Origin of the sequence: Marinobacter orientalis, from assembly GCF_004792665.1 — a bacterium.
Classification (GTDB): Bacteria; Pseudomonadota; Gammaproteobacteria; order Pseudomonadales; family Oleiphilaceae; genus Marinobacter; species Marinobacter orientalis.
Map to the genome: position 1 here is coordinate 82,661 of NZ_SRZX01000005.1, position 25,430 is coordinate 108,090.

25 protein-coding genes and 1 tRNA gene are annotated in these 25,430 nt (G+C 56.4%); 24 read left to right on the plus strand and 2 right to left on the minus strand.

The window, feature by feature from the left end; all coding sequences use genetic code 11:
* Positions 1–187 precede the first annotated feature (187 nt).
* The 16 genes from rpsB (at position 188) to DIT72_RS13950 (ending at position 14,939) form a co-directional block, all read left to right on the plus strand.
* Positions 188–940 (plus strand): 30S ribosomal protein S2, encoded by a 753-nt coding sequence (rpsB, locus tag DIT72_RS13875; protein WP_135955842.1) that lies wholly within the window; start codon positions 188–190, stop codon positions 938–940.
* Between the two features lie 96 nt (positions 941–1,036).
* Positions 1,037–1,906 carry a translation elongation factor Ts gene (gene tsf, locus DIT72_RS13880; protein ID WP_135955843.1) on the plus strand — a complete coding sequence of 290 codons (870 nt, stop codon included), beginning with the start codon at positions 1,037–1,039 and terminating at the stop codon, positions 1,904–1,906.
* Positions 1,907–2,091: 185 nt separating this feature from the next.
* Complete coding sequence (gene pyrH, locus DIT72_RS13885; RefSeq protein ID WP_135955844.1) at positions 2,092–2,820, plus strand: UMP kinase; 729 nt, start codon at positions 2,092–2,094, stop codon at positions 2,818–2,820.
* A gap of 42 nt (positions 2,821–2,862) precedes the next feature.
* Positions 2,863–3,420, plus strand: coding sequence for a ribosome recycling factor (gene frr / locus DIT72_RS13890; RefSeq protein ID WP_135955845.1), 558 nt, complete (start codon positions 2,863–2,865; stop codon positions 3,418–3,420).
* A 75-nt stretch (positions 3,421–3,495) separates the two neighbouring features.
* On the plus strand, positions 3,496–4,266 hold the full coding sequence (gene uppS / locus DIT72_RS13895; protein ID WP_135955846.1) for a polyprenyl diphosphate synthase: 771 nt from the start codon (positions 3,496–3,498) through the stop codon (positions 4,264–4,266).
* Positions 4,267–4,288: 22 nt separating this feature from the next.
* Positions 4,289–5,128, plus strand: coding sequence for a phosphatidate cytidylyltransferase (locus tag DIT72_RS13900; protein ID WP_135956007.1), 840 nt, complete (start codon positions 4,289–4,291; stop codon positions 5,126–5,128).
* Positions 5,122–6,315 carry a 1-deoxy-D-xylulose-5-phosphate reductoisomerase gene (gene ispC, locus DIT72_RS13905; RefSeq protein WP_135955847.1) on the plus strand — a complete coding sequence of 398 codons (1,194 nt, stop codon included), beginning with the start codon at positions 5,122–5,124 and terminating at the stop codon, positions 6,313–6,315. Before DIT72_RS13900 ends, ispC begins: the two co-directional genes overlap by 7 nt.
* A 48-nt stretch (positions 6,316–6,363) precedes the next feature.
* Positions 6,364–7,713 carry an RIP metalloprotease RseP gene (gene rseP, locus DIT72_RS13910; RefSeq protein ID WP_135955848.1) on the plus strand — a complete coding sequence of 450 codons (1,350 nt, stop codon included), beginning with the start codon at positions 6,364–6,366 and terminating at the stop codon, positions 7,711–7,713.
* A gap of 42 nt (positions 7,714–7,755) precedes the next feature.
* A complete protein-coding gene (bamA, locus tag DIT72_RS13915) occupies positions 7,756–10,074 on the plus strand; it encodes an outer membrane protein assembly factor BamA (protein ID WP_135955849.1) in 2,319 nt (772 codons plus the stop codon).
* Positions 10,075–10,123: 49 nt separating this feature from the next.
* Complete coding sequence (locus tag DIT72_RS13920; protein ID WP_135955850.1) at positions 10,124–10,621, plus strand: OmpH family outer membrane protein; 498 nt, start codon at positions 10,124–10,126, stop codon at positions 10,619–10,621.
* A gap of 50 nt (positions 10,622–10,671) precedes the next feature.
* Positions 10,672–11,697 carry a UDP-3-O-(3-hydroxymyristoyl)glucosamine N-acyltransferase gene (gene lpxD, locus DIT72_RS13925; protein ID WP_135955851.1) on the plus strand — a complete coding sequence of 342 codons (1,026 nt, stop codon included), beginning with the start codon at positions 10,672–10,674 and terminating at the stop codon, positions 11,695–11,697.
* A 14-nt stretch (positions 11,698–11,711) separates the two neighbouring features.
* Entirely contained in the window at positions 11,712–12,149 is a 438-nt protein-coding gene (fabZ, locus tag DIT72_RS13930) for a 3-hydroxyacyl-ACP dehydratase FabZ (RefSeq protein ID WP_135956008.1), read from the plus strand.
* Positions 12,149–12,940 carry an acyl-ACP--UDP-N-acetylglucosamine O-acyltransferase gene (gene lpxA / locus DIT72_RS13935; RefSeq protein ID WP_135955852.1) on the plus strand — a complete coding sequence of 264 codons (792 nt, stop codon included), beginning with the start codon at positions 12,149–12,151 and terminating at the stop codon, positions 12,938–12,940. The genes fabZ and lpxA overlap by 1 nt, the downstream gene beginning before the upstream one ends.
* 19 nt (positions 12,941–12,959) lie before the next feature.
* On the plus strand, positions 12,960–14,144 hold the full coding sequence (gene lpxB, locus DIT72_RS13940; protein ID WP_265937505.1) for a lipid-A-disaccharide synthase: 1,185 nt from the start codon (positions 12,960–12,962) through the stop codon (positions 14,142–14,144).
* 2 nt (positions 14,145–14,146) lie between these two features.
* Positions 14,147–14,824 carry a ribonuclease HII gene (gene rnhB, locus DIT72_RS13945; protein WP_135956010.1) on the plus strand — a complete coding sequence of 226 codons (678 nt, stop codon included), beginning with the start codon at positions 14,147–14,149 and terminating at the stop codon, positions 14,822–14,824.
* Between the two features lie 38 nt (positions 14,825–14,862).
* Positions 14,863–14,939 (plus strand) — tRNA-Met (locus DIT72_RS13950).
* A gap of 185 nt (positions 14,940–15,124) precedes the next feature.
* On the opposite strand, the gene DIT72_RS13955 is transcribed toward DIT72_RS13950, so the two are convergent.
* Entirely contained in the window at positions 15,125–15,397 is a 273-nt protein-coding gene (locus DIT72_RS13955; RefSeq protein WP_135955853.1) for a helix-turn-helix domain-containing protein, read from the minus strand.
* A gap of 128 nt (positions 15,398–15,525) precedes the next feature.
* Between DIT72_RS13955 and DIT72_RS13960 the strand changes: the two genes are divergently transcribed.
* The 7 genes from DIT72_RS13960 to DIT72_RS13990 all read left to right on the plus strand — a co-directional run bounded on the left by DIT72_RS13960 (position 15,526) and on the right by DIT72_RS13990 (position 21,787).
* Positions 15,526–15,759, plus strand: a complete 234-nt coding sequence (locus DIT72_RS13960; protein WP_135955854.1) for a hypothetical protein — start codon at positions 15,526–15,528, stop codon at positions 15,757–15,759.
* On the plus strand, positions 15,752–16,990 hold the full coding sequence (locus DIT72_RS13965; protein ID WP_135955855.1) for a tyrosine-type recombinase/integrase: 1,239 nt from the start codon (positions 15,752–15,754) through the stop codon (positions 16,988–16,990). The genes DIT72_RS13960 and DIT72_RS13965 overlap by 8 nt, the downstream gene beginning before the upstream one ends.
* On the plus strand, positions 16,977–17,930 hold the full coding sequence (locus tag DIT72_RS13970) for a TraI domain-containing protein (RefSeq protein WP_135955856.1): 954 nt from the start codon (positions 16,977–16,979) through the stop codon (positions 17,928–17,930). The genes DIT72_RS13965 and DIT72_RS13970 overlap by 14 nt, the downstream gene beginning before the upstream one ends.
* A 294-nt stretch (positions 17,931–18,224) precedes the next feature.
* Positions 18,225–18,668 (plus strand): LexA family protein, encoded by a 444-nt coding sequence (locus DIT72_RS13975; protein ID WP_135955857.1) that lies wholly within the window; start codon positions 18,225–18,227, stop codon positions 18,666–18,668.
* A gap of 49 nt (positions 18,669–18,717) precedes the next feature.
* A complete protein-coding gene (gene umuC, locus DIT72_RS13980) occupies positions 18,718–20,001 on the plus strand; it encodes a translesion error-prone DNA polymerase V subunit UmuC (protein WP_135955858.1) in 1,284 nt (427 codons plus the stop codon).
* 56 nt (positions 20,002–20,057) lie between these two features.
* Positions 20,058–21,059: a helix-turn-helix transcriptional regulator gene (locus DIT72_RS13985; protein WP_135955859.1), complete on the plus strand. Its 1,002-nt coding sequence runs from the start codon at positions 20,058–20,060 to the stop codon at positions 21,057–21,059.
* Positions 21,060–21,184: 125 nt separating this feature from the next.
* On the plus strand, positions 21,185–21,787 hold the full coding sequence (locus DIT72_RS13990; protein WP_135955860.1) for an outer membrane beta-barrel protein: 603 nt from the start codon (positions 21,185–21,187) through the stop codon (positions 21,785–21,787).
* 48 nt (positions 21,788–21,835) lie between these two features.
* On the opposite strand, the gene DIT72_RS13995 is transcribed toward DIT72_RS13990, so the two are convergent.
* Positions 21,836–23,071, minus strand: coding sequence for a DUF4236 domain-containing protein (locus DIT72_RS13995; RefSeq protein WP_135955861.1), 1,236 nt, complete (start codon positions 23,069–23,071; stop codon positions 21,836–21,838).
* A 198-nt stretch (positions 23,072–23,269) separates the two neighbouring features.
* Here DIT72_RS13995 and DIT72_RS14000 point away from each other — a divergent pair, with 198 nt between their 5' ends.
* On the plus strand, positions 23,270–25,381 hold the full coding sequence (locus DIT72_RS14000; protein ID WP_135955862.1) for an ATP-binding protein: 2,112 nt from the start codon (positions 23,270–23,272) through the stop codon (positions 25,379–25,381).
* Positions 25,382–25,430 lie beyond the last annotated feature (49 nt).

The following is a 25,430-nucleotide window of genomic DNA, read 5'->3' on the forward strand; positions in this document are numbered from 1 at the left end:
TTAATGGAATCCGGCCGTCGGTTTGTGGTATAAACGCGCCCGCCGGAAACAAATCCGGCAAATTCGCACACACGTCGGCACGTTGTCCCAGGGTGCCTGCTTCCGTTGCTCACATAACAGGCAACGGGCCCAGGTTGGGTCAATCGGACGTGTGGAGGACTAACCCGAAGCTAAAAAGGTAAATATCATGGCTCAGGTAAATATGCGTGACCTGCTGAAGGCAGGCGCCCACTTCGGTCACCAGACCCGTTACTGGAACCCGAAAATGTCGAAGTTCATCTTCGGCGCCCGTAACAAGATTCATATCATCAACCTTGAGCAGACTGTTCCTGCCATGAACGATGCGTTGAACTTCGTTCATAACCTCGCAGGCAACAGGAACAAGATCCTGTTCGTTGGCACCAAGCGTGCAGCGGCCAAGATCATCAAGGAAGAAGCACTCCGCTCCAACCAGCCTTATGTGAACCATCGCTGGCTCGGTGGCATGCTGACCAACTACAAGACTATCCGTCAGTCAATCCGTCGCTATCGTGACCTGGAAGCCCAGAGCCAGGACGGTACCTTCGACAAGCTGACGAAGAAAGAAGCCCTTGATCGCACCCGCGAAATGGACCGCCTCGAGCGTTCCATCGGCGGCATCAAGGACATGGGCGGCCTGCCGGACGCCATGTTCGTGATCGATGTGGACCATGAGCGTATCGCCATCAAGGAAGCCAACAAGCTGGGCATTCCTGTTATTGGTGTCGTTGATACCAACAGCGACCCGGACGGCGTTGATTACGTAATCCCGGGTAACGATGATGCCATCCGCGCGATCCAGATTTACGTGCAGGCCGTTGCGGACACCTGCCTTGAAGCATCCCAGGCTGGTGCTGCCGGTGCTGACGAGTTTGTTGAAGTCAGCGAAGGTACGGAAGGTGCTGCTCCCGCCGCGGAGTAATACGTTCTTCGTAAATGGTTTGCAGGGTGTGCCCGTGCTTAAAACGCCGGGCACACCGGTACAGAATTTGGATTGGAACAGTTAAGAGGAATGAACATGGCTGCAATTACTGCTGCAATGGTCAAAGAGCTCCGTGACCGCACCGGCCTTGGCATGATGGAATGCAAGAAGGCTCTGGTAGAGGCTGACGGAAGCGTTGATGCCGCTATTGAAGAACTGCGTAAGTCTTCAGGCCTGAAGGCTGCCAAGAAGGCGGGCCGTACCGCCGCTGAGGGTGTTTCCCTGATCCGGGTGTCTGACGACAGCACTGTCGCTTACATCCTGGAAGTGAACTCTGAAACCGACTTTGTTGCCCGCGACGACAACTTCATGAACTTCGCCAACGAAGTTCTGGATGTTGCTTTCGAAAAAGGCGAAACCGACGTTGCCAAGCTGATGGAAGGCGACCTGGAAGCCAAGCGTGAAGCGCTGGTTCAGAAGATCGGCGAGAACATCACCGTTCGTCGCATCGTGCGCGTTGAGGGCCCGGTTGTCGGTGCCTACGTTCACAGCAACAACAAGATCGCCGCGGTTGTCGCCCTGAGCGCCGGTGATCCTGAAGTGGCCCGCGATATCGCCATGCACGTTGCCGCTGTTAACCCGCGGGTTGGCAAGCCGGAAGACATGCCGGCCGATGAGCTCGAGAAAGAAAAAGCCGTTATCAAGGCCCAGCCGGATATGGAAGGCAAGCCTGCTGAAATCATCGAGAAGATGATGGGCGGCCGCATCAAGAAGTTCCTGGCGGAAAACAGCCTGGTCGAGCAACCGTTCGTCAAGAATCCTGACCAGACTGTCGGTCAGCTGATCAAGGACAACGGCGCTGATCTGGCCAGTTTTGTTCGTCTGGAAGTCGGCGAAGGTATTGAAAAGGAAGAAGTGGACTTCGCTGCCGAGGTCGCTGCTGCAGCGGGCACCGGCAAGTCCTGATCCTTTTGACAGGTGCTGAAGCGCATGCCGACGCACCGCTCGAGTCTGCCACGTTAGCTGGAGTAGTCCGGCTCTCGTGGCGGGCTTGTATCTGAGATGCCCCTTTTTTTAAGGGGTATGTCAGATGCCAGCCTGAAAAGCCTGTCCTGCCAGACACCACGCCAGACATAAAGAAGGGGATCCTCATGCCGAAATCGTCCAATACCCAGCCCAGATATAAGCGCGTTCTTCTCAAGCTCAGTGGTGAAGCCCTGGTGGGCGACCACGGTTTTGGTATTGACCCCAAAGTGCTTGACCGGATGGCGCTGGATATTGGTTCCCTGATCGGTATCGGTGTCCAGGTGGCCCTGGTGATTGGTGGTGGTAACCTGTTCCGTGGGGCTGCTCTGAACGCTGCCGGCATGGACAGGGTGACGGGCGATCACATGGGCATGCTGGCAACGGTGATGAACGGCCTGGCCATGCGTGATGCGCTTGAACGCTCCAACATTCGTACGCGGGTTATGTCTGCCATCCCGATGAGTGGTATTGTTGAACATTATGACCGCCGCCGTGCCGTGCGTGATCTCAAAGACGGCGACGTCGTGATCTTCTGTGCGGGTACGGGTAATCCGTTTTTTACAACAGATTCAGCGGCTTGCCTGAGGGGTATCGAGATCGAGGCCGATGCAGTGCTGAAAGCCACCAAGGTTGATGGCGTTTATTCCGCAGACCCCTACAAGGACCCGACGGCAGAAAAGTACGAGCACCTCACTTACGATGAAGTGCTGGACAAGAAACTGGGAGTGATGGACCTGACCGCTATCTGCCTTGCCCGGGACCATGGCATGCCCCTTCGGGTCTTCGATATGAACCGGGCCGGCGCACTGACCCGGATTGTAACCGGAGAATCGGAAGGCACATTGATTGAATGATCTGATTGAGTAATTTTGAACAACGAATCCGAGGACGTTGCAGTGATTGACGATATTAAAGCCGATACCGAAAAGAAGATGAAGAAAAGCCTGGAGTCGCTGAACTGGGCTTTCAACAAGATCCGTACCGGGCGCGCGCATCCCTCCATTCTGGATAGCGTAACCGTGGACTATTACGGCCAGGAGACACCGCTGAAACAGGTGGCGAGTGTCAACGTGGAAGACAACCGCACCCTGGCTGTGTCGCCCTGGGAGAAGCCGCTGTTAGGCAAGATCGAAAAAGCCATCATGATGGCGGATCTGGGGCTGAACCCTTCCAACAACGGCGAAGTTATCCGGATTCCCATGCCGATGCTGACCGAGGAAACCCGCAAGGACATGGTCAAGCAGGCCAGGGCCGACGCTGAACACGCCAAGGTTTCCGTTCGCAACGCGCGTCGTGATGCCAATAGTACGCTCAAAGAGCTGCTGAAGGACAAGGACATCAACGAAGACGAAGAACGTTACGGCGAGGAAGAAATCCAGAAATTGACCGACCGTTATATCGCCGAGATCGAGAAGCAGCTAAAGGCCAAGGAAGAGGATCTGATGGCTGTCTGAGCAGCCGGTCAATTTCAGCAACGTGATCAGCCAATGCCCGCGGGTGTCCCGGGTGTTGTCTGAACAGGGGATTGCATGACGGAAAGTGTATCCGCAGAGATTCCGGTGTCGGCTGGCAGCCGGCCCCGGCATGTGGCTATCATCATGGATGGGAACAACCGCTGGGCCAAAGCCAGGCGGTTGAGTGGGGTGTCAGGCCATAAGGCGGGTGTCAAGGCAGTCAGGTCGGTGGTGGAAACCTGTGCCCGGGAGGGGGTAGAGGTGCTGACCCTTTTTGCGTTCTCCAGTGAGAACTGGCGCCGGCCGGCAGAAGAAGTGTCGGCCCTGATGCGCCTGTTCCTGTTTGCTCTGGAACGGGAAGTGAAAAAGCTTCACCGCAATGATATCTGCCTGCGCATTATCGGTGATCGCACGGCATTCAGCGCGAACCTTCAGGAACAGATGGCCCGCGCGGAAGAACTGACCTGCGACAACACCCGGATGACCCTTGTTATAGCCGCAAACTACGGTGGCCACTGGGACATCACCCAGGCCACCCGCAAGGTGGCAGAGAAGGTGCGAACGGGCGAGCTGGCACCTTCGGACATCACCGACGACCTGATACAGCAGCATCTCTCCATCGGCGATCTGCCCATGCCGGATCTGATGATCCGGACGGCAGGCGAGCAGCGCATCAGCAATTTCATGCTCTGGCACCTGGCTTACACCGAGTTGTACTTTTCTCCTGTTTACTGGCCGGACTTCCGTGAACAGGAAATGAGCCAGGCGCTGCAGGCGTATGCGGGCCGAAAACGCCGGTTTGGTCAGACAGATGACCAGATCGCAGGTGTTTCGTCGGAACAATAACGACAAGATAGCGAACGATACCGTGCTTAAAACCCGTATTATTACCGCGCTCATACTGGCACCTATTGCCATTGGCGGCATTTTCTTCCTGCCGCCTCTGGGCTTTGCCCTGTTTACCGGCGCCATCATTACCATTGGTGCCTGGGAGTGGGCCAACATGTCCGGCCTGGTGGCTCCTGCGGCCCGCGCTGCCTATGCCCTGGTGGTTGCCGCCGTACTTTATGGCCTGTTGAACGTGCCGGCTGTGGCTGTGCTCTGGCTGGCGCTTTTGTGGTGGATTCTGTGTTTTCTGATGGTGCGAAGCTATCCGGCAGGCGCCGAACGCTGGGGTAGTGTGCCCGGCCGAGCCATTATGGGGTTGCTGGTGCTGGTTCCCGCCTGGGTCGGGCTTAACCATATCCGTACCGGCGGCTTCGAGTTTGGTGATAGCGACAACAACCTCCTGCTGATTCTTTATGTCTTCTGTGTGGTGTGGGTAGCGGATATTGGTGCTTACTTTGCTGGCCGCGCATTCGGCAAGGCCAAGCTTGCGCCACGGGTCAGTCCAGGCAAATCCTGGGCAGGAGTCTGGGGTGGCCTGGCAGCGGTTGCCGCGTTTGCGCTCATTATCAGCATGTTGGCTTCGGCAACGGCGGTGCAGTCCCTGCTGCTGGTTATTGCCAGCCTGATCACCGGAGCCGTTTCAGTACTGGGTGATTTGCTGGAAAGCATGCTCAAGCGCTTCCGCGGCATCAAGGACAGCAGTCAGCTGTTGCCGGGCCATGGTGGAATAATGGACAGAATCGACAGCCTGACGGCGGCGATTCCGGTATTCGCACTGATGGTTACGCTTCTTGGCTGGCTGACAGCCGGGCAATGGTGACCCCTGTGAAGCGATGCATAACGATACTGGGTGCAACTGGCTCTATAGGCCTCAGTACGCTTGACGTTGTCCGCCGCCACCCGGATCGGTTTTCAGTGCATGCTCTCACCGCCTGCTCCAGTGTTGAGAATATGGCCAGACTGTGCCACGAATTTCGCCCGCGTTATGCGGTGATGGCGGATGCAGAGGCCGCCCGGGCGCTGGCCTCGGCGCTTTCCAGCCTGCCATCAGTAACCGTTCTCAGTGGCGCCGAGGCGCTCGGCCAGGTCGCTGCGGATGCCGAAGCAGACACGGTAATGGCGGCCATTGTTGGCGCTGCGGGCCTGCCGCCCACCCTGGCGGCTGTGCGGGCCGGCAAGCGTGTGTTGCTGGCTAACAAGGAAGCGCTGGTGATGTCCGGCAAGTTGTTCATGGATGCCGTTGCTGAGTCCGGTGCAGAAGTGTTGCCGATCGACAGCGAGCACAATGCCATTTTCCAGTGCATGCCCCCCGACAAGATCCGCAATACAGGCAGTGCGGGCATCACGCGCATTCTGTTAACGGCCTCGGGCGGCCCTTTCCGCAACCATTCTGCCGAGGCACTCCGTCATGTATTGCCGGCAGAGGCCTGTGCACACCCCAACTGGTCCATGGGTCGGAAAATTTCGGTGGACTCCGCAACACTGATGAACAAAGGGCTGGAGCTGATTGAGGCGTGCTGGCTGTTCAATACCACGCCGGAAATGATCGAAGTGCATGTGCATCCGGAGAGTATCATCCACTCCATGGTGGAATACGCCGATGGCTCTGTGCTTGCCCAGCTTGGTAGTCCCGACATGCGCACTCCGATTGCCAATGGCCTGGCCTGGCCCGAGCGAATAGATGCCGGAGTGGCGCCGCTGGACCTTTTTCGTATCGGGCAGTTCAATTTCGAGAGGCCAGACCTTCAACGCTTCCCCTGTCTCCGGCTCGCCGCCGAGGCTTTCCAGCAGGGGGGGACCGCACCGGCGGTGCTGAATGCAGCGAACGAAGAGGCAGTAACGGCCTTTCTTGCGGGTAAACTGTGTTTTGCCGATATTCCCTCTATCATTGAGCGAACCCTGGCCGCGACCGAGGTTGTGCCAGCAGACAGTTTCGACACCATTTTCGCCAAAGATGCGGAAGCACGCTCCCGGGCCCGGGAACAGATTCCCGGGCAGGCTGTCTGACACGGGCGGGCTCGACTGGGGGGCTGATCAACATTAACAGAGAACACTATGCAGATAGTTGAAACCATCCTGGCGCTGATACTGACGCTGGGCATCCTGGTAACCCTTCATGAGTTCGGGCACTTCTGGGTCGCCCGGCGCTGTGGAGTAAAGGTGCTGCGTTTTTCGGTGGGTTTCGGCAAGCCACTGTACTCCTGGTACGACCGCCAGGGCACTGAGTTTGCGGTGGCAGCCATTCCGCTTGGCGGCTATGTAAAAATGCTGGACGAGCGGGAAGGGCCGGTACCTGAGGACCAGAAGCACCTGGCCTTCAACTCGAAACCGCCTTCAAAACGCATCGCCATCGCCGCGGCAGGGCCGATAGCCAATTTTCTTTTTGCCATTTTTGCCTACTGGCTGCTCAGCGTTGTTGGTTTTACCACGGTGGCGCCCATCGTTGGCGAGGTTAACGAAGGCAGTGTCGCTGATCGCGTCGGGCTCGCGTCTGGTATGGAAATCCACGAAGTTGACGGTCGTCCGGTAACATCCTGGCGTGATGTAAACATGCGTCTTCTCGAGCGCACCGGTGAGGCCGGAGAGATAACCGTCGATGTCTCAAGGGACGGCAGCCGGGGCACGTTGACCGGCTCTCTTGAGGGCTGGCGTCTCAATGATGAAAACCCCAATCCGCTGGCTGAGTTCGGCGTCACGCCCTGGCGGCCGGATGTGCCACCTGTACTGGGAGAGATTGTTAGCGGGGGAAGGGCTGACGCCGCAGGCTTGGAGTCCGGAGATCGCGTGGTTGCTGTAGATGGCGAGCCGGTGTCTGACTGGTTCGAGCTGGTTTCGTTTATTCGTGACGCCCCCGGGGAGACTCTGGAGTTCACGGTAGAGCGCGATGGCAGCACCCAGCGTATCGAAGTGACACCTGCGGAAAACAGGGCGGAGGACGGAACCGTGACAGGGCTTGTCGGCGCCGGTGTCAGTGAGGTGACCTGGCCCGATGAGGTGCTGCGGGATGTCAGTTACGGCCCCCTGGCGGCGATTCCCAATGCCATGTCCGAAACCTGGGGTGACACCAGACTGACCCTGGTTGCCATCAAAAAAATGGTGACCGGGCTGCTTTCTCCCACTAACCTTAGTGGCCCGATTACCATTGCAAGGATAGCCGAAGCCAGTGTAAGTTCCGGCTTTGAAGATTTTGTACGTTTTCTTGCCTACCTCAGTGTCAGCCTCGGGGTGCTGAATCTGTTGCCGGTACCGGTTCTGGATGGTGGGCATATTGTCTATTACACCATCGAAGCCGTCCGTAAAAAGCCGCTTTCCGAACAGGCGCAGGCTTTTGGATTACGTATAGGTATGGCGATGATCCTCACATTAATGGTGTTTGCACTTTACAACGACCTGATGCGGTTGTGAGAATTGCGAACCCTTACGCGCATCAACAGGCGAAATTATTGAATGAGACGTTCTTTTCTGGGTTTAGCTGTAGGCTTGGCATTAGCCACTTCCGCCATGAAACCGGCTCTGGCTGATGAATTCACTGTATCCGACATCGAAGTGGAAGGCCTTCAGAGGGTGTCCGCAGGAACGGTATTCTCCGCTTTCCCTGTATCAATCGGCGAACCGGTTGATGAAACCGAGTTGGCATCGGCCATCAAGGACCTGTTTCGCACCGGGCTGTTTACCGATATCGAGGCCAGCCGAGACGATGGCGTGCTTATCCTCACCGTCAAGGAACGGCCATCGATTACCTCCATTGATATCGAAGGTAACAAGAACATTGAAACCGACATGCTGATGGATGCGCTGGCCAGTGCCGGGCTGCAGGAAGGCCAGGTGTTCCGCCGGGCTACCCTGGAACGGCTTGAGCTGGAGATTCTGCGGTCTTACATCAGCCAGGGGCGTTACAATGCCCGCGTGAAGGCAACTGCTGAAGATCTTCCGCGAAACCGCGTTGCTATCCGGCTGGATATTAATGAAGGCACCGTGGCGGCGATCCAGCATCTCAATATCGTCGGCAATGAAGCCTTCGACGATGAAACCCTGCTGGACCTGTTCGAGCTGAGAACCTCCAGCTGGTGGAACTCTATCACCAATTCCGACAAGTACGCCCGTGAGCGCCTGAGTGGCGACCTGGAATCCCTGCGTTCTTTCTACCTTGACCGGGGCTATATCGACTTCAATGTCGAATCCAGCCAGGTATCCATTTCACCGGACAAGAAGCAGGTGTTCATTGCCATCTCGCTGAACGAGGGCGCCCAGTACACAGTTTCCGAGGTCAATCTGCGGGGCGAACTCATCGTTGACGAAGAAGAACTGCGAGCGCTTATTCCCATCGAAGAAGGCGATGTGTTTTCCCGTTCACGTATGATTGCCATTTCCGAATCGCTGTCCCGGCGCCTTGGCCGGGAGGGTTACGCCTTTGCCAACGTCAATGCCGTGCCTGAGCCGGGTCAGGACGACACCGCATCCGTGACCTTCTTTGTGGAGCCCGGCAAGCGGGCATACGTCAGGCGCATCAATTTCGACGGCAACGTTTCCACAAGAGACGATGTACTGCGCCAGGAAATGACCCAGATGGAAGGCGGCGTTGCGTCCACAGACAGAATCGAGTTTTCAAAAACCCGGCTCGAGCGGCTCGGCTTCTTTGAAACCGTGGACGTTGAGACGGTACCGGTTCCCGGCACCGATGACTTGGTGGATGTGAACTACTCGGTAAGAGAGCAGGCAACCGGCAGTCTCTCCGCGTCGGTGGGTTTCTCCCAGGCTTCGGGTGTTATCCTTGGCGCCAACGTCTCGGAGAATAACTTCTTTGGCACTGGCAAGCGGGTATCCTTCGGCGTCAACGTCAGTGATTCCATCAAGAGCGCCAACTTCTCCTATCAGGACCCGTATTACACTGTCGACGGCGTAAGCCGGGGCTTTAGCGTATTCGCCCGTGAAACGGACTTTGAAGAGCAGGATATTTCATCCTACCTGCTCGACGAGTATGGTGGCCGGCTCACCTTCGGCTACCCGACCGATAACGTTACCCGGCTTAACTTCGGCCTTGGTTACACCCTTTCCAAGGTCAAGGCAGGTTCGTTTACCTCCGAGGAAGTGCGCACCTTCATCGAAGAAGAGGGTAACGACTTCAACAATTACTTCCTGTTTGGTTCCTGGCGTCGCAGTACGCTGAACCGGGGCGTTCTGCCAAGCGATGGCTACAGTGTGTCTCTGTCCACCGATATCGCCGTGCCCGGCAGCGATCTGACGTTCTATAAAGTGAATCAGAGAACCGAGTTCTACCAGCCGTTCAATGAGAACCAGACCTGGGTCTTCCGGGCGCGTTCAGAGATCGGCTATGGTGACGGTTACAGCGGGCGCACCGTGATGCCGTTCTACGAGCACTTCTTTGCCGGCGGTTATGGCTCGGTGCGTGGTTACGAGGCAAACTCCCTGGGGCCGAAGGCCACCAATGCGCCCAACGACTTTTCCGATCCGGATCCGTTCGGTGGTAGCCTGCTGACAGAGGGTAGCCTTGAACTGATCTTCCCTACGCCATTTGCCGGCGATACCCGTTCAATGAGAACGGCATTCTTCCTGGATGCAGGGCAGGTGTTTGACGCTGACCGGAACTTCGATCCGGCACTGGATGAAGTGCGGCTGTCAGCCGGTATAGGCTTCCAGTGGATCACAGCAGTTGGCCCGCTGGCCTTCAGCCTTGCCAAGCCTCTGAATGACAAGAGTGGCGACGATACCCAGATATTCCAGTTCTCTCTGGGCCAGACATTCTGATCAGAGAGCGAACGGAAACCCGGTAAAACCGAAACACAGGAGAAACAACATGTTCCGATTGTCCATGGCAGTACTTTTGGCGGCACTGATGGCGTCCACCCCGGTGGCGGCTGAAACCCGGGTGGGGGTGGTTGATTTGCGCCAGGCGCTGTTCTCCTCCAGCGATGCGAGAGCATTCAGTGAGAAGATGCAGCAGGATTTTGCCGGTGAGGAAGCAAGGGTCAGGGAAGCCCAGGATACCGCCCGCAAACTGAAAGAACGTCTCGAGAAAGACGGCGCGATGATGAACGAGTCAGAGCGTAGTAAAATAACCACCGAATTCCAGGAAAAGGTCAAGGAGTTCAATTTCCTCAAGCAGCGCCTGGATTCCACAGTGGCAAGCCGCAAACAGCAGTTTCTGGAGGATGCCCGTCCGGAAGTGGACGCAGCCGTCAAGGAGTTGCTGGAAGAGCACGACCTCGACCTGATTCTGCCCAGTGAGGCCGTTGTGTATGCCAAGCCCGACATGAACCTGACAGACGAACTCCTGGAGAAGCTGAACCGCTGATAATGGCGGCCGGATGATGGCCAGCCCGGAAAAACCTTGTGGAGCTGATAATGACAAAGCGTTCATACCGGCTGGGCGATATTGCCTCCGAGCTTGGGGCGGAACTCAGGGGCAATCCCGATGCTGAAATTGGCGGCCTGGCCACGCTTCAGGCGGCGGCTCCCGGCGAGATAGCTTTCCTGGCCAATCCCTCCTACGCCCGCTATCTTGCAGATACCCGGGCCTCTGCGGTCATTGTCTCCCCGTCCGTCGCCGATCAGTGCACTGCCAACGCCCTGTTGCTGGACAATCCGTATCTTGGCTATGCTCGCCTGAGCCATTGGTTCGACCCTGCACCCGTTCCGCAGCCCGGTGTCCATGACTCTGCAGTAGTGGACCCTTCTGCGGAGGTTTCAGAAAGCGCCAGTATCGGACCCCAGGCGGTTGTCGAGGCCGGAGCTGTTATTGGTAACAACGTGGTAGTCGGTGCCGGCTGTATCATTGGCGCCCGTTGCAACATTGGCGAACGTTCAGTGCTGCGTCCCCGGGTGACCCTGGCCCACGACATTGTGCTGGGCAAGCGCTGCCACATTCTGAGTGGCGCTGTTATCGGGTCGGACGGCTTCGGATTTGCCAATGAAAAAGGTACCTGGCACCGGATCGCACAGCTTGGCAGAGTCGTCCTGGGCGACGATGTAGAAGTAGGCGCGAACACCACCATCGATCGCGGTGCGCTTGATGACACGTTGATTGGCAATGGTGTAAAACTCGACAACCTCATTCAGATTGCACATAACGTCAGCATTGGTGATCACAGCGCCATGGCGGCAATGGTAGGTATCGCCGGCAGCACCCATATTGGTAGCCACTGCGTCTTTGGCGGCGCTTCCGGGGTGGCTGGACATCTTACGATTGCCGATCAGGTACATCTGACCGGCATGACACTGGTTACTGGCGATATCCGGGAGGCCGGTGTTTATTCGTCGGGGACCAGCGCCGACAGTAACCGGCAGTGGCGCAAGAATGCCGTGCGTTTTCGTCAGCTTGATGCCATGGCGCGTCGGCTAAAAGAACTGGAAAAGAAAATAGAAGGCTGAGGCCGTTACTGATGATTATGACCATCAAAGAAATTATGGAATACCTGCCACACCGCTACCCGTTTTTGCTGGTTGACCGGGTGACGGAGGCAGAGAAGGGGGAGTTTATCAAGGGATACAAGAACATTTCCCTGAACGAGCCCTTTTTTAACGGCCACTTCCCGAACAATCCCATTATGCCGGGCGTGCTTATTATTGAAGCCATGGCGCAACTCTCGGGCATTCTCGGTTTTCTGACGGTGGGCCGGAAGCCGTCAGATGGCGTGGTACAATATCTGGCCGGTTCCAGTAAAGCGCGCTTCAAGCGCCCGGTTGTGCCGGGTGACAGGCTGAGCCTGGAGTCCCGGATGATCTCCGGCAAACGTGGAATCTACAAATTCGAGTGCCGCGCACTGGTAGATGACGAAGTCGTCTGTGTGGCAGAAATACTGACCGCTGAGAGAGAAGTCTGATGGCGACAAAAGAATGGTCGGGAGTCCATCCTCAGGCGATCGTGGATCCGTCGGCCAAATTGGCTGACAACGTAACTGTTGGTCCGTGGAGCTATATCGGCCCGGACGTGGAGATCGGTGAAGGCACCGAGATCATGTCCCATGTAGTGATCAAGGGCCCCACCAGGATTGGTCGCAATAACCGCATCTTCCAGTTCTCCAGTGTGGGCGAGGAATGCCAGGACAAGAAGTATGCGGGCGAGCCCACCACGCTCCTTATTGGCAACGACAACACAATCCGTGAGAGTTGCACCATTCACCGGGGCACAGTTCAGGACCGGGGCGAAACCAGCATCGGCAACGGCAATCTGTTGATGGCGTACGTTCACGTCGCCCACGACTGTGTCATCGGAAACAACACCATACTGGCTAACTGCGCCACACTGGCGGGCCATGTGTCCGTGGGCGACTTTGCCATCCTGGGTGGTGGCACCATGGTCCATCAGTTCTGCCACATCGGTACCCACAGCATGAGTGCCGGCGGAAGCATCGTTCTCAAAGATATTCCTGCCTACATCATGGCAAGTGGCCAGTCAGCCCAGCCATTCGGTATGAATGTGGAAGGGTTGCGGCGCCGTGGCTTCAGCAAGGAGGTTCTGCTGGTACTTCGTCGCGCCTACAAGGTTATCTATCGCCAGGGCCTGACAACCGAACAGGCCGTTGTGGAACTGGAAAAAGCCTATTCGGATATCCCCGAAGTGCAGCCGTTGATTGAATCCCTTCGTGGTGCAGACCGCGGCATTATCCGCTGATCAGCGAGTGGCGACCCCGGTGACGGATCCTACCGACATTCCTGCTGTCAGTGACCGCAAAGTAACCTTTGCCATGGTGGCCGGAGAAGCCTCTGGCGATATCCTTGGCGCAGGCCTGATCCGATCACTGCGGCAGCGGTACCCCAACGCACGGTTCGTAGGCATTGGCGGTGAGGAAATGACGGCAGAAGGCTTCCATTCGCTGGTGCCCATGGAAAGGCTTTCCGTGATGGGACTGGTGGAAGTGCTTGGCCGCATCCGTGAGCTGTTCAGCATTCGTGCCCGATTGATGGACTATCTGCTGGCAACACCACCGGACGTGGTGATTGGTATCGATTCCCCGGATTTCACGCTGGGCATTGAGCGGCGCTGCCGTGACGCCGGCATGCTCACTGCTCACTATGTCAGCCCGTCGGTCTGGGCCTGGCGCCAGAAACGCATCTTCAAGATTGCCAGATCTGTCAATCTCATGTTGACGCTGTTTCCCTTTGAGGCGCGTTTTTACGAAGAACACAATATACCCGTGGCCTTTGTGGGCCATCCCCTGGCAGACCGTATTCCGATGACCCCGGATACCACCGCTGCCCGCCAGGCGCTGGGTCTTCGCGAAGACGCGCCGGTGCTGGCCATCCTGCCCGGAAGCAGGGGAGGCGAGGTGGAACGTCTTGGCACCCTGTTTCTCGAGGCGGCGCGCTGGATGCAGGGCAAACGCCCCGATCTGCAGCTGGTGATTCCGTGTGTCAACCGGGAGCGGGAAATTCAGGTTCGCGCCCTGGTGGAAGCGCTGGATGTGAAGCTTGAGGTAACCATTGTAAGGGGGCGCTCGCGGGAAGTGATGGCGTCCTCGGATGTAGTCCTGTTAGCTTCCGGAACGGCAACCCTGGAAGCCATGTTGCTGAAAAAGCCCATGGTAGTGGGTTACCGGCTGAGCAGTTTCAGTTACGCGCTGGTATCGCGGCTGGTAAAGGTTCCCCATGTAGCGCTGCCCAACCTGCTGGCGCGGGAGCCCCTGGTACCGGAACTGTTGCAGGACGAGGCTACTGCAGAGACCCTGGGCGAGGCCGTTCTCGAGCGCCTCGAAAACGTAACCGAGCGCGCCCGTCTTACGGAGGCCTTCTCCCGGTTGCATGAGCAGTTAAGGCAGAATGCCGACGAACAGGCTGCAGCAGCCGTTTCAGCACTCATTGAAGGTAAGCAGCCATGAGCATGAGCAAAAGCCCGCTACCAGCTTTCGAATGTCGCTATCAGGGCCGGCTGCTGGCCGGTGTGGATGAAGTCGGCCGCGGCCCGCTGGTGGGCGCTGTGGTGACAGCGGCAGTGATACTGGATCCGGAAAAACCGATACCCGGCCTGGCAGATTCCAAAGAGCTGACCGCGGAGCGCCGTGAGGCATTGTACGAACTGATTATCGAGCGGGCCATCGCCTGGAGCCTGGGCCGTTGTGAAGCCGAGGAAATTGACCGCCTGAATATTTATCGCGCCACCATGGTGGCGATGGAGCGGGCGGTGGCCGGGCTGCATATAAAACCCGAATACGTACTGGTGGATGGCAATTGCTGCCCGGACTGGCACTGGCCATCGGAGCCGGTCATCAAAGGCGATAGCCGCGTGCAAGCTATCAGCGCTGCCTCCATACTCGCCAAGGTAACCCGCGACCGGGAAATGGTTGTGCTCCATGAAGCCTATCCTCACTACGGATTCGCCAGCCACAAGGGCTATTCCACGCCAGTACACCTGGAAGCACTCGCCAGACTGGGTGCCACAAGCCAGCACCGGCGTTCATTCCGGCCCGTGCAGGAGGCAATTAAGGCGGTTGGCATGATCGACACAAATCCGGCTGGTGAACTGCTGTATCCTTCAGACCTCTTCGAAAATAAGGATTGACAGGCCGTCACCAGTTCCTTAGTATACGCGCACGTTGATGCGGGGTGGAGCAGTCTGGTAGCTCGTCGGGCTCATAACCCGAAGGTCGTAGGTTCGAATCCTGCCCCCGCTACCATATTTAAGAAAGGCAGATCAGTTACTTACTGGTCTGCCTTTTTTCGTTTCTGTCGCCAGAATTTTCTCCGTGCCCTGAGCGTGCCCTAACCGTGCCATCTTCGGGAAAGGGTTTTTCAGGCTCCTATTGAATTTGACCGTAAGGCAATTCGGGGCACGAAGGAACGATCCTGCGTTGCCTACCGCTTAGTCCTCTTTCCCGTCCCCAGAGTATTCACCGACATCTTCAGCCTGGCGCTGGTCTTTGATGTGCGTAATCAACTGGTCGATATCGCAACTGAAATAGTTGCACAGTTTGTCCAAATTGTCCGTCACCGTGCTGTGGCCAGGATGGTTGATGATTTTGGATAGCGTCATCCGGTTGATGCCCGTCTCCTTGGCGATTTCCCCAATAGTTATTCTCCGCTTCTCAGCGAATTCCTTATCTGCAATGAGCTCTTTCAAGTGATAGCGAATCATTTGTTGACCGAATGATAAAAAAAAGCATCAAACGCCACTTGCAATTATCAGCAGGGGGCGTATATTGATGATCAAGTGATAACAAATGTTATCAAATGATCGCTTGAACGATAAAAGGTGATAGTCGCATGAACAACACTTACCTGACAACTGAAGAACTCTCCGAACGCATCAAGTATGACGCTCGCACGATTCGCCAGTGCTTAAAGGATAGCGTCCTGTTTGAGGGCAAACACTACATCCGTCCTTTCGGGGGCAGGAAGATTCTCTATATCTGGGAGGTGATTGAAGAGGACATGCTGAGCCGGGCTCAGGACAACCTGACAATCCCAATGGCAAATGGTGGTGTCTGCCATGGCTAAGGTGAGGGTGCGTCAGGATACGAACAAGTTGTTTATTGACTTCAACTACCAGGGGGTGAGATGTCGGGAGCAAACATTGCTGACCGACACTGCCAAGAATCGGAAGCAGTTGGAGATGTTGGTGCAGCGTATGGAAGCAAAGATGCTGCTTGGTGACTTCGACTACGCTGAATTTTTCCCGGGCAGTAAGAACCTGCAAAAGCTAACCAAGGCAGGAGCATTATCCGGAAATGCTGGGGCTTCAAATGTCATGGCTGATTCGGAACAGGGGGCTGATCAGGCGCCGCTGTTCTCGGATTTCGCCGACCTCTGGCTGCAAGAAAACAAAATTCAGTGGCGCGCCTCCCATCTGCGCAATGTCGAGTCCATTCTCGAGAGCTCCCTCAAGCCGGCGTTCAATAAAAAGCGCCTGACAGAGATCACCAAAGCCAACATTCTGGTAGCCCGCAACAAACTGGCGAGCCGCAAGGGCAGGGCAGGCAATGCCCAGATGGCACCCAAAACCATCAACAGCCACATGGCGGTCCTGCGGATGATTCTGACCGAAGGTGCCGAGCGCTACGACTTTGCCAATCCGTATCGCAATATCAAGCCGCTGAAGCTGAAGAAAGTAAGCATCCAACCTTTTTCTTTAGACGAAGTGGAGCGGATCACCAAGTACGTGCGGGAGGACTACCGAAACTACTATCAGGTGCGCTTTTACACCGGCATGCGCACTGGCGAAATCGATGGCCTGAAGTGGGAGCACGTGGACTTCATTAGGCGTGAGATTCTGGTTCGCGAAACGCTGATCAACGGGGAGACCGAGTACACCAAAACCGATGGCTCCCAGCGGGAAATTCCCATGTTTGGACCGGTATACGAGGCGCTTAAGGCCCAGTACGAGGCCACGGGCAAGCTCAGCAAGTTTGTGTTCTGCAACCGCTTGGGACAGCCTCTGGACCACAACAACGTGACCAAGCGTGTCTGGTATCCGCTACTGGAATTTCTGAAACTGAAGAAGCGCAGGCCTTATCAAACCCGGCATACGGCAGCGACTCTTTTGCTGGCTTCCGGCGAGAATCCGGAATGGGTGGCTCGGTTATTGGGTCACTCCTCCACCGAAATGCTGTTCAAAGTGTATTCCCGCTTTATCCCGAATGTGACCCGCATGGACGGCAGCGCCTTCGAGCGCCTGATCCAGAGCCGGGTGATCGATAACGATAAGGAGGTAGGTGATGAAACTGAATGAACTGTGCCCGATTCAGCAGGAAACCTTCAAAGGCACCTACCGCCTCACTGGCCGAATTGCCTGCTTCGACGACGAGGGCATTCCGTACCTGAAGCTGCGCCTTAGTAGCTGTATCAGTGATTTTGTGGTGCTGGCAGTGGTTGGCTCCATGGTAATCCCGGAACGCTTGGGCCACATGGATCTGGTGGTCGTGAAAGGGCAAGTGTGCGTTGGCCCGCAAGAGAGCGAGATCTTGCTGACCGAGATTCGCCGACCTCGGCAGACCGACGTAGCTCACTTGCCGGCACTGCAGACCCTGCCGAGAACCTACTGCCCGAAGCCAGAAGCACTGGACCAGTTGATTACCGCCGTGCGCATGCTGGAATCGACACCTTTGCAGATCTTCATCAAGCGGGTACTGGAGCGGCGGGACCGGTTGGAGCTCTTTCTGAAGGCCCCGGCGAGTAAGAACTACCACCATAACGAACCCGGTGGCCTGCTGTCGCATTCGCTGGAGGTAGCCCAGAACGTACTGCGAATGGCCCAGATCAACGAGCCGGAAATGCCCCGAAATCTTCAGGAAATCGGCTTTGTGGCAGGCTTGCTCCACGACATCGGCAAAACCTACACCTACGATGTGCGAGGCAAGCCAACCGCAGCCGCGCAACTGTGTGACCATGCCGATCTGACCTTGGAGGCCTGCGCATCCGGCCTCGCATACCTGGATAAGGTGGATCATGATGCCGCCTTGGCACTCCGCCACATCTGGACCTGCGCCTCCCCTGGCGCGCGGTATGGCGCCAGGCCGGCTATGACCCTGGCCCGCTACGTTCGGGACGCGGATGCTCAGAGCGCCATGGCAGACAATCAACGCAGGGCCTATCGGAAACGCACGCCTACGGGCTTTGGTCGGCTTGGGAACAACGTTTATTGGAGGCCATCGATCGAGGTTTATGGATGAGGCTTTGGAGCTTATTCGGAATCATTTCGCTGACCAGGCGTGTCGATTGAGGCACAACTTAAGCTCCCAATCAGAAACCCTCCAGTGGCACCGACCAACGCTGCCACTGGTCCGATCATGCCGCCTACCAGTCCACCGATAAACATGAGTAACACACTTTTCATACAGCCCCCTTCTGCCAACCCTGGCAGTCTGCATTACGCTGAGTACAGATGATGGTTCTCGTCCCCGGGTTGACCCGGCCGGATTTGCTCTCCAAAATACTGTATATTCAACCAGTATTCGGTGTAAAGCATGTCCTGCATTCTTCTTGGTGACTACGCGTCCTTCTCACGGCTCAACATACCGCTGTTTCTGGAGCGGGTTTCGGCTGGCTTTCCGTCGCCAGCGGAGGATTATGTTGAAAAAACCCTCGATCTGAACGAGCTGTGTATTCAACACCCCGCCTCGACGTTTTTCGTGCGAGTGCAGGGCGAGTCGATGGTGGAGGCCGGCATCCTGCCGGAGGATGTGCTGGTGGTGGATCGGTCTCTCAGGGCCAAACACGGGGATATCATCATCGCCAGCCTGGAATCGGAAATGACAGTGAAGCAGCTTCACCTGACGCCACCGCCAGTCCGGCTTTTACCCAGAAACCCGGCCTATCAGCCGATGATCATTGACGCTGATATGGTGCTGGAAGTGTTTGGTGTCGTGACCAATGTCGTGCGTTCGCTCAAGCGGGGAGTGAGCCCATGACAGGAAAACTGTCGGCAACCGGCAGTTATCGGGAACAGGATCAAGCCGGGTGAAGCAGGTTTATGCGCTCGTTGACTGCAATAATTTCTACGCTTCCTGCGAGAAGTTATTTCGTCCGGATCTGCGGCAAACGCCGGTCGTTGTGCTCTCCAATAACGATGGCTGTGTAGTGGCCCGCTCCAGAGAAGCCAAAGCACTGGGTATCAAAATGGGCGTGCCGGCTCATCACATTCAGGACGAAATCCGCCGCTATGGCATCCAGGTGTTTTCTTCGAACTACATCCTCTACGGCGACATGAGCCGGCGCGTCATGGTCACACTGGAATCTTTGGCACCCCGGGTGGATGTCTACTCCATCGACGAGGCCTTTCTGGATGTGAAGGGTATAGACGCCCTGGTGCCTTTCGAGGACTTCGGTCGACAGGTCAAAGACACCGTATACCAGAACATAGGGCTGCCGGTCTGTGTTGGCATTGCGCCAACCCGGACGCTGGCAAAGCTCGCCAATTACGCCGCGAAGAAATACCCCGCGACGGGCGGGGTTGTTGACCTGACGGACCCAGCCAGACAGCGCCGGCTGATGGCTCGGGTGCCTGTCGAGGAAGTGTGGGGGGTGGGGCGCAAGCTCACAGCCAAGTTGCAGGCCATGTCGGTAACAACGGCGTTGCACCTGGCGGATGCTGAGCCGGCAACCTTGCGAAAACGCTTCTCTGTGGTCCTGGAACGAACAGCCCGCGAGCTCAATGGCATTCCCTGTCTGCCCTGGGAGGATGCGCCGCCACCCAAGAAGCAAATTATGTGTTCTCGATCCTTTGGTCACCCGATTCAGGCGTTGCCGGACCTGGAGGAGGCGGTGTCTCATTACGCCACCAGAGCCACCAAAAAACTTCGAGGCGGTCAGCAGTATGCTGGAGAGCTGATCGTGTTCATCCGGACCAACCCGTTCCGGGCGACTGCCCCACAGTACTCCAAAAGTGCTTCGCTACGCCTGGTTAGCCCCACTCAAGACTCACGCGTCATTGTGGGGCAGGCACTGAACCTGCTTCGGTCCATGTATCAAAGCGGGTATGAATACGCCAAGGCAGGGGTCATGCTCAGTGAGCTGGTGGGCGAAACAGGCCATCAAACCGATCTATTTGAAGGACCCGTTGGAACCGATATCACGGATGACAGGGCCGTACGGCTGATGGCCGTGATGGACGACATCAATCGAAAATCCAGTACCTCCATCTGTATGGCCCGGGAGGCCGGGCCGGCGGCTTACGCAATGCGCCGGGAGCATCTGTCGCCGGCATACACAACGAACTGGAAGCAGTTGCCAAAGGTGATGTAGAGTATCGCGACATAAAAGGTCGCATACGCTCAATCAAGCCCGGCAAGGATCTGCTCATGTCTAACACCGCTGTCCGCTATTTGACCATGCTCCGGATGGTGCCCCGGTCTCCCAAAACCATCACGACCACTGAGTTGGCGAAGCGGCTTGAAGGGCATGGGTTCCCGGTAACCATGCGCTCAATCCAAAGGGATCTGGAAAAGCTGAGCGCGGATTTTCCTCTGCTTGTAGACGAAAATTCCCGACCATTTCAATGGTCGTTCGACCGCAATGCCACGATCGATATTATCCCCGCTCTGGACTTACCGGCGGCACTCACGTTTGAACTGGCCAAAGCCTACCTCAGCCCCATGCTTCCGCCTCGGGCGCTTTCACACCTGAAACCGCATTTCGATGAAGCCCATCGCACCCTGCTGCGCGAGAAAAACCCGCTGGGGGAATGGCCCAACAGAGTCCGTGTCATTAACCGCGGCCTCGGAGGTCTGCGACCGAACATCGACGCCGATGTTCTGGAAACCGTGACTGAGGCGCTGTTAAGGGAATTCCGCTGCAGACTTACCTACCAGGCCCGCAACTGGCCGGAACCCGAGGAGATCATTGTTCACCCATTCGGTCTGATCTTCCGCGATCCGAACGTGTACCTGATCGGCGTCATTGAGGGCAGGGAGGGTATTCGTCAGCTGGTACTGCACCGCGCAACGGCCGGAGAGCTGGTCGAACAGCCCGTTGAGAGGCCGGAAGATTTTGATCTGGATCTTTATATCCATTCCGGGGCAATGGGCATGCTCCACTCCACCAAACCGGTCTATCTCAGGCTTCGGTGCGATAAACCCGCCCTGAATCATCTGATTGAGTCGCCGCTTGGGTTTGACCAAACCACTACGGAAATTGATGGCAATACCTTTGAAATCGCTGTGACCGTGGGCGATACCCAGGACCTGCGCTGGTGGCTGACGGCACAGGCGGTCCACTGCGACATCCTTGAGCCACAATGGCTGCGTGAAGAGACCGCCTCCACTTTGGAGCGGGGCCTGAGCCGCACACAGCGAAGCAAATAAGTCTGCACCCCTCAGAAAATATTGTTGTCGCGACCGTATGTGTCGCTTCCTGCGACTAACCTGTATACCCTGCGTTCGGTGGCAAAACCGCCATTGAGACGTTTTACTCGAAAAAGGATGTCGACATGAAATTGAATAAATCAGCCTTGCTGCTTTCCATTGCCACAATGGCCAGTGTGCCGGCTCTCGCTGCGGAAGCTCGACCAGGTTATATCGGTATTTCTGCTGGCCAGGCAACCGTCGAGGATTTTTGCGGCGGCGGAGAATCTTCCTGCGACGACAGTGCGGGGACTTTTCGAGTGCACGGCGGCACCGAACTTAACAATTTTGCAAATCTTGAGTTTGGCTATCGGTATATCGATGATGTTGAAGCCTCCGGTGTCATTAGCGGCGTGGGCGTGGCGATCTCGGTGAATGGCCATTTTGTCGATACAACGCTGCAACTTGGTATGCCTGAATCGGGCCCCTTCAAAGTCTTTACCAAGGCGGGGCTTATGCTGTGGCGATTGAACTACGAGGCAGCAGCCAGCAACGGTTTTCAGACCTTCTCGGTAAGTGATGATGACACGGGCGTCGCATTCAGGACCGGCCTTGGAATCAGTTATGACGTTTCGGAAAGCGTTCGGCTCCGAGCGGACTGGGATTACCTGGTGAACATCGGTGATGAGGACGAGCTGGGGGAAACGGATATCAACGTATTTTCCGTTGGGCCAGAATTTAAATTCTGAATCGTTGCGCGGGCGCCATACCATCGGTTGATGATACTGCAGTTGTCCTCAAGCATGGCCGGGCGCGTAGTCCGCGTCCAAAGGCTCAATAGCCCGAAAAATCCCGGTTTTGGTCATGTCCCGCCGCAGCTCAAAGGCGGCCAGGGCTTCAACCGGGTCTACCTCACTCAGGTTGCCGAAATGAATCTGGCTCCAGGCCTGTCGAGTCACCTTCACGCTGTATAGATACTTGTCTTCCCCGCGTCCAGTCGCGGCATTGGTGACCTGCGTGAAAGCCGAGAGAACGACCGTTTCAACAGAAGGCGCGCAGGCGAAGCCCTCGCCAATCAAGCGAAACCCCATTCCATGTACGTGAGCCATGTAGAGCTTTCGGGAAGCGGTATCAGACAGCTCTTTGACGGAGACGCCGACTCCACGCTGGTAGGTACGTAGTTCCGTGGTTGGGAAATCCTCGATCTCGGGTAAATCCACGTCCATCATTAACATTGTTCCCTCACCAGACAACTCAAAGGAAAGGTCGGTCTCGCGAGGCCAGTCGATGTCCAACAGGTGGTCATCCAGCACCGATTCCATGGCCGTCACATCGCCTCGTTGGGCTTTTTCATAAATCCCGGCCCGTGCAACCTCCCGCCGCTCTTGCTGCACCTTGTCTTGCTGCCACTGCTGGTAAGCCTGTCGATAGCGGTTGCGCCTACGCTCATTAGACTCATCAAAGGCTTTACGCCGGGCAGGACAGATAACCGCCAGCCAGTCCCGCTTTCTGAGTGCTGGCTCAGTTGGCTCTGGTTCCTCAAATGGCTCGGCGACCATGGCCGGAAAGGTATCGGGAGCGGGCGTGTCCAGATGAATATTCCCGATTCGCTCCATCATCCGGTTATGAGTATCGACCTGCTGCTGCAGCGTATTGTCCAGATCCTCCCTGGCGTGGGTTTTGGCAATCTCGAACGCTTCGGGGCCAAGGTCATTGCCTGCGGAATCCAGAATAGCGATGTCACCGGTCCTGGTATTCAACCGAACCTGAGCGATCTCCCCGGCCAGTGGTGGAAGCTCGGGGGAGGGCTGGGCAGCCTTGGATCGCTTGCGTGTGCCGACCTTGTCCTGCTCAAGCAGCCTTTCACGGTAGGACAAGCCAGTGCCTGGAATCCCCACATTCCCATACAAACCATTACGTCCCAGTGTGACGCTGGCACCGCGTAGGCCTGCCGAAACACTGACCCCACGTTTGCCAAGATTTAGCCGGACACCCGGGAAAATAGAGACGGTTCTGCGAAAACGAAACGCCATGAAAACCCTTGCTTATTAATTTGCGGCGCATCCTATCATTAACCCTCCACCCAGCGCCGCACGATATCCAGTGCACCGGGTGACGGGTTTGCGTTGCAGTAACTCCGAACCTCTCCCGCAACTTAAAAGCCCCAGGCGACACTAGCTGACGCATTGGCAGGATAAAATGGCTTTCAACGAATCGGGAGGTCCACCTATATGCTGTTGTGGAAAGAGCTGATCAACGAAGCCAACGAACTGGAGCAAAGCACCACGGCATCAAAAGATGACCTCAAGCTGCTTCAGATCTATCTTTGCCGGTTGTACCTGACTCCGAGCTACGAGAATACGCTTAACCTCTTCAACGCAGAAGACAGCCTGGCGTTCCTGGGGATCAAGCCGCTTCAGGAAGGTGACACCCCAGCCGGTACCCAGGATTATCTTAAAGCCATCCGGAAGCGGGAAAAGTCTCTAACAGCTTCCCTCAAAGGAACACCGACGTTGTCCTTCGAGCCTCTGTTGTCGAGTCTTGTAAAGTTGCTCAAGCCCAATCTGGTTGAGATCAAACTGTTGATCTACGCCTTGCTGCTTCTGCAACACCCACAGGCCAAACAAGTTCTGCGGGAGTTGGAAATCAACGAGTTCAACAACTCGGTCAACGCGTTGGCCAAAGCGATGCGGGAGTCGTCTCGCATGGTTGCTCGGGCGCTGGATGACGAGGCCATGCTGTGCCAGATTCGACTGCTTGAAGCGCCGAATCGTGGCAGTGATATATGGGATCTTATCGAAGCCGGCCCCTTGCTTGGACAATTGGTTCTGGCCGTTTCGGAGGACAAAACCGGACAGGCTGACACTGATCTCGAACAAGTGCTGTTCCGCCATGTATGTCCGCCCGGGCCGACCGCCCAACATCAGATTGGCGATTTTCAGGGGGTGCCGGAACTGCAGCTCATGCTGGATTACCTAGGAAATGCGTTAACGACGACAGCCCGGGGAAAAAATATTCTGCTCTATGGCAAGCCCGGTACCGGGAAAACCCAGCTGGCCCGGGCAATGGCAGAAAAGCTGGCGGCTCCGCTGTATGAAGTGCCCACCAAAGACGGCCATGCTGGTGCCATGACCGGCCGAATTCGTCTGGATGCCGCCAAATTGGCCCAGATGTTTCTGGAGGATCGCCTGGGTGCCGTCCTGTTGTTTGATGAAATGGAAGATGCTTTCCGTAAATCCGATCAGCTCGCTAAAGGTTGGTTCAACCAACTGCTTGAAGAAAACCAGGCGCCAGTCATCTGGATCAGCAACAACATCAGAGAGGTAGATCCAGCCTTCCTGCGCCGCTTTGACTTCATTGTGGAGGTAAAGGGCTCCGGGTCCGACCAAGAGGTGGAAAAGCTCAAACAGGCACTGTCCGTTCTTCCTGTGGCGCCGGAATGGATTGCAGAAGCTGCCCGGAAATCCTGGATGACGCCGGCATTGGCCCAGAATCTGGTTGAGGTTGCTCAGTACTTGCCAACCAGGCAAATCACCCGTAACCAACAACGTTTGGAAGCCCTGATGAATCAGCGGCTTTCCGTAATGGGTGAAGGCCGGCCGACCCGGATTCTCCACAAAACGCCAAAACAGGACTTCCCGCAATTCCGGCAAGAGTGGATCAACACACGCCCAACGCTCCTGAACGTGGAACGCCTGCTGCGAAAAGAAGACACCGCACGAATCTGCCTGTACGGCCCGCCTGGGGCTGGCAAAACCGCCTACGCTCAGGAGCTGGCCAGACGTTTGAAAAAGCCCTTCATGCTGAATTCCGGCAGTGATCTGTTGGGGATGTATGTCGGTCAGACGGAGAAAAACATTGCCGCCATGTTCGACAAAGCCGAGAAGACCGGTGCGGTGCTTCTGCTGGATGAAGCAGATACCTTTCTCTACAACCGGAACATGGCTCAGCAGAGTTGGGAAGTGAGTGCCATCAACGAATTCATGGTGCGCCTTGAGCGATTTGAAGGGGTATTCTTGGCGACCACTAACCGGTTTGACAGCTTCGACAAGGCCATACTGCGCCGCTTTCAACTGAAGGTGGAGTTCGGTTATCTGAACACCGAGCAACTGAAAGACCTGGTAGAGGCCTGCGTGGTAGATAAAGGCAAAGCCCGTGAGCTTACACGTGATCGACTAAGCGCCTTTGAATATTTGACGCCAGGCCTGGTACGAGCGGCCGTTCAGAACCTACTGCTCAGGGGATTCAAACCACGCACTGCCCGACTGTTGGAGGCGCTTGACGTTGAACAGGCGCAGCAGATTGATGGTGTGATCGGTCAGCCAATAGGTTTCATGCATTGAGGGGGGACAGCATGTTTTATGTGCGGAGTAAAAACCGAATCGGCTGCAC

Coding starts and splice junctions, on each gene's coding strand:
- rseP (WP_135955848.1), top strand. CDS start 6,364: ATGCAGATAGTTGAAACCATCCTGGCGCTGATACTGACGCTGGGCATC.
- DIT72_RS13965 (WP_135955855.1), top strand. CDS start 15,752: ATGGCTAAGGTGAGGGTGCGTCAGGATACGAACAAGTTGTTTATTGAC.
- bamA (WP_135955849.1), top strand. CDS start 7,756: ATGAGACGTTCTTTTCTGGGTTTAGCTGTAGGCTTGGCATTAGCCACT.
- uppS (WP_135955846.1), top strand. CDS start 3,496: ATGACGGAAAGTGTATCCGCAGAGATTCCGGTGTCGGCTGGCAGCCGG.
- pyrH (WP_135955844.1), top strand. CDS start 2,092: ATGCCGAAATCGTCCAATACCCAGCCCAGATATAAGCGCGTTCTTCTC.
- rnhB (WP_135956010.1), top strand. CDS start 14,147: ATGAGCAAAAGCCCGCTACCAGCTTTCGAATGTCGCTATCAGGGCCGG.
- lpxD (WP_135955851.1), top strand. CDS start 10,672: ATGACAAAGCGTTCATACCGGCTGGGCGATATTGCCTCCGAGCTTGGG.
- DIT72_RS13990 (WP_135955860.1), top strand. CDS start 21,185: ATGAAATTGAATAAATCAGCCTTGCTGCTTTCCATTGCCACAATGGCC.
- DIT72_RS13985 (WP_135955859.1), top strand. CDS start 20,058: ATGTCTAACACCGCTGTCCGCTATTTGACCATGCTCCGGATGGTGCCC.
- DIT72_RS14000 (WP_135955862.1), top strand. CDS start 23,270: ATGCTGTTGTGGAAAGAGCTGATCAACGAAGCCAACGAACTGGAGCAA.
- tsf (WP_135955843.1), top strand. CDS start 1,037: ATGGCTGCAATTACTGCTGCAATGGTCAAAGAGCTCCGTGACCGCACC.
- DIT72_RS13970 (WP_135955856.1), top strand. CDS start 16,977: ATGAAACTGAATGAACTGTGCCCGATTCAGCAGGAAACCTTCAAAGGC.
- DIT72_RS13995 (WP_135955861.1), bottom strand. CDS start 23,071: ATGGCGTTTCGTTTTCGCAGAACCGTCTCTATTTTCCCGGGTGTCCGG.
- DIT72_RS13960 (WP_135955854.1), top strand. CDS start 15,526: ATGAACAACACTTACCTGACAACTGAAGAACTCTCCGAACGCATCAAG.
- lpxA (WP_135955852.1), top strand. CDS start 12,149: ATGGCGACAAAAGAATGGTCGGGAGTCCATCCTCAGGCGATCGTGGAT.
- DIT72_RS13920 (WP_135955850.1), top strand. CDS start 10,124: ATGTTCCGATTGTCCATGGCAGTACTTTTGGCGGCACTGATGGCGTCC.
- rpsB (WP_135955842.1), top strand. CDS start 188: ATGGCTCAGGTAAATATGCGTGACCTGCTGAAGGCAGGCGCCCACTTC.
- DIT72_RS13975 (WP_135955857.1), top strand. CDS start 18,225: ATGTCCTGCATTCTTCTTGGTGACTACGCGTCCTTCTCACGGCTCAAC.
- ispC (WP_135955847.1), top strand. CDS start 5,122: ATGGTGACCCCTGTGAAGCGATGCATAACGATACTGGGTGCAACTGGC.
- DIT72_RS13955 (WP_135955853.1), bottom strand. CDS start 15,397: ATGATTCGCTATCACTTGAAAGAGCTCATTGCAGATAAGGAATTCGCT.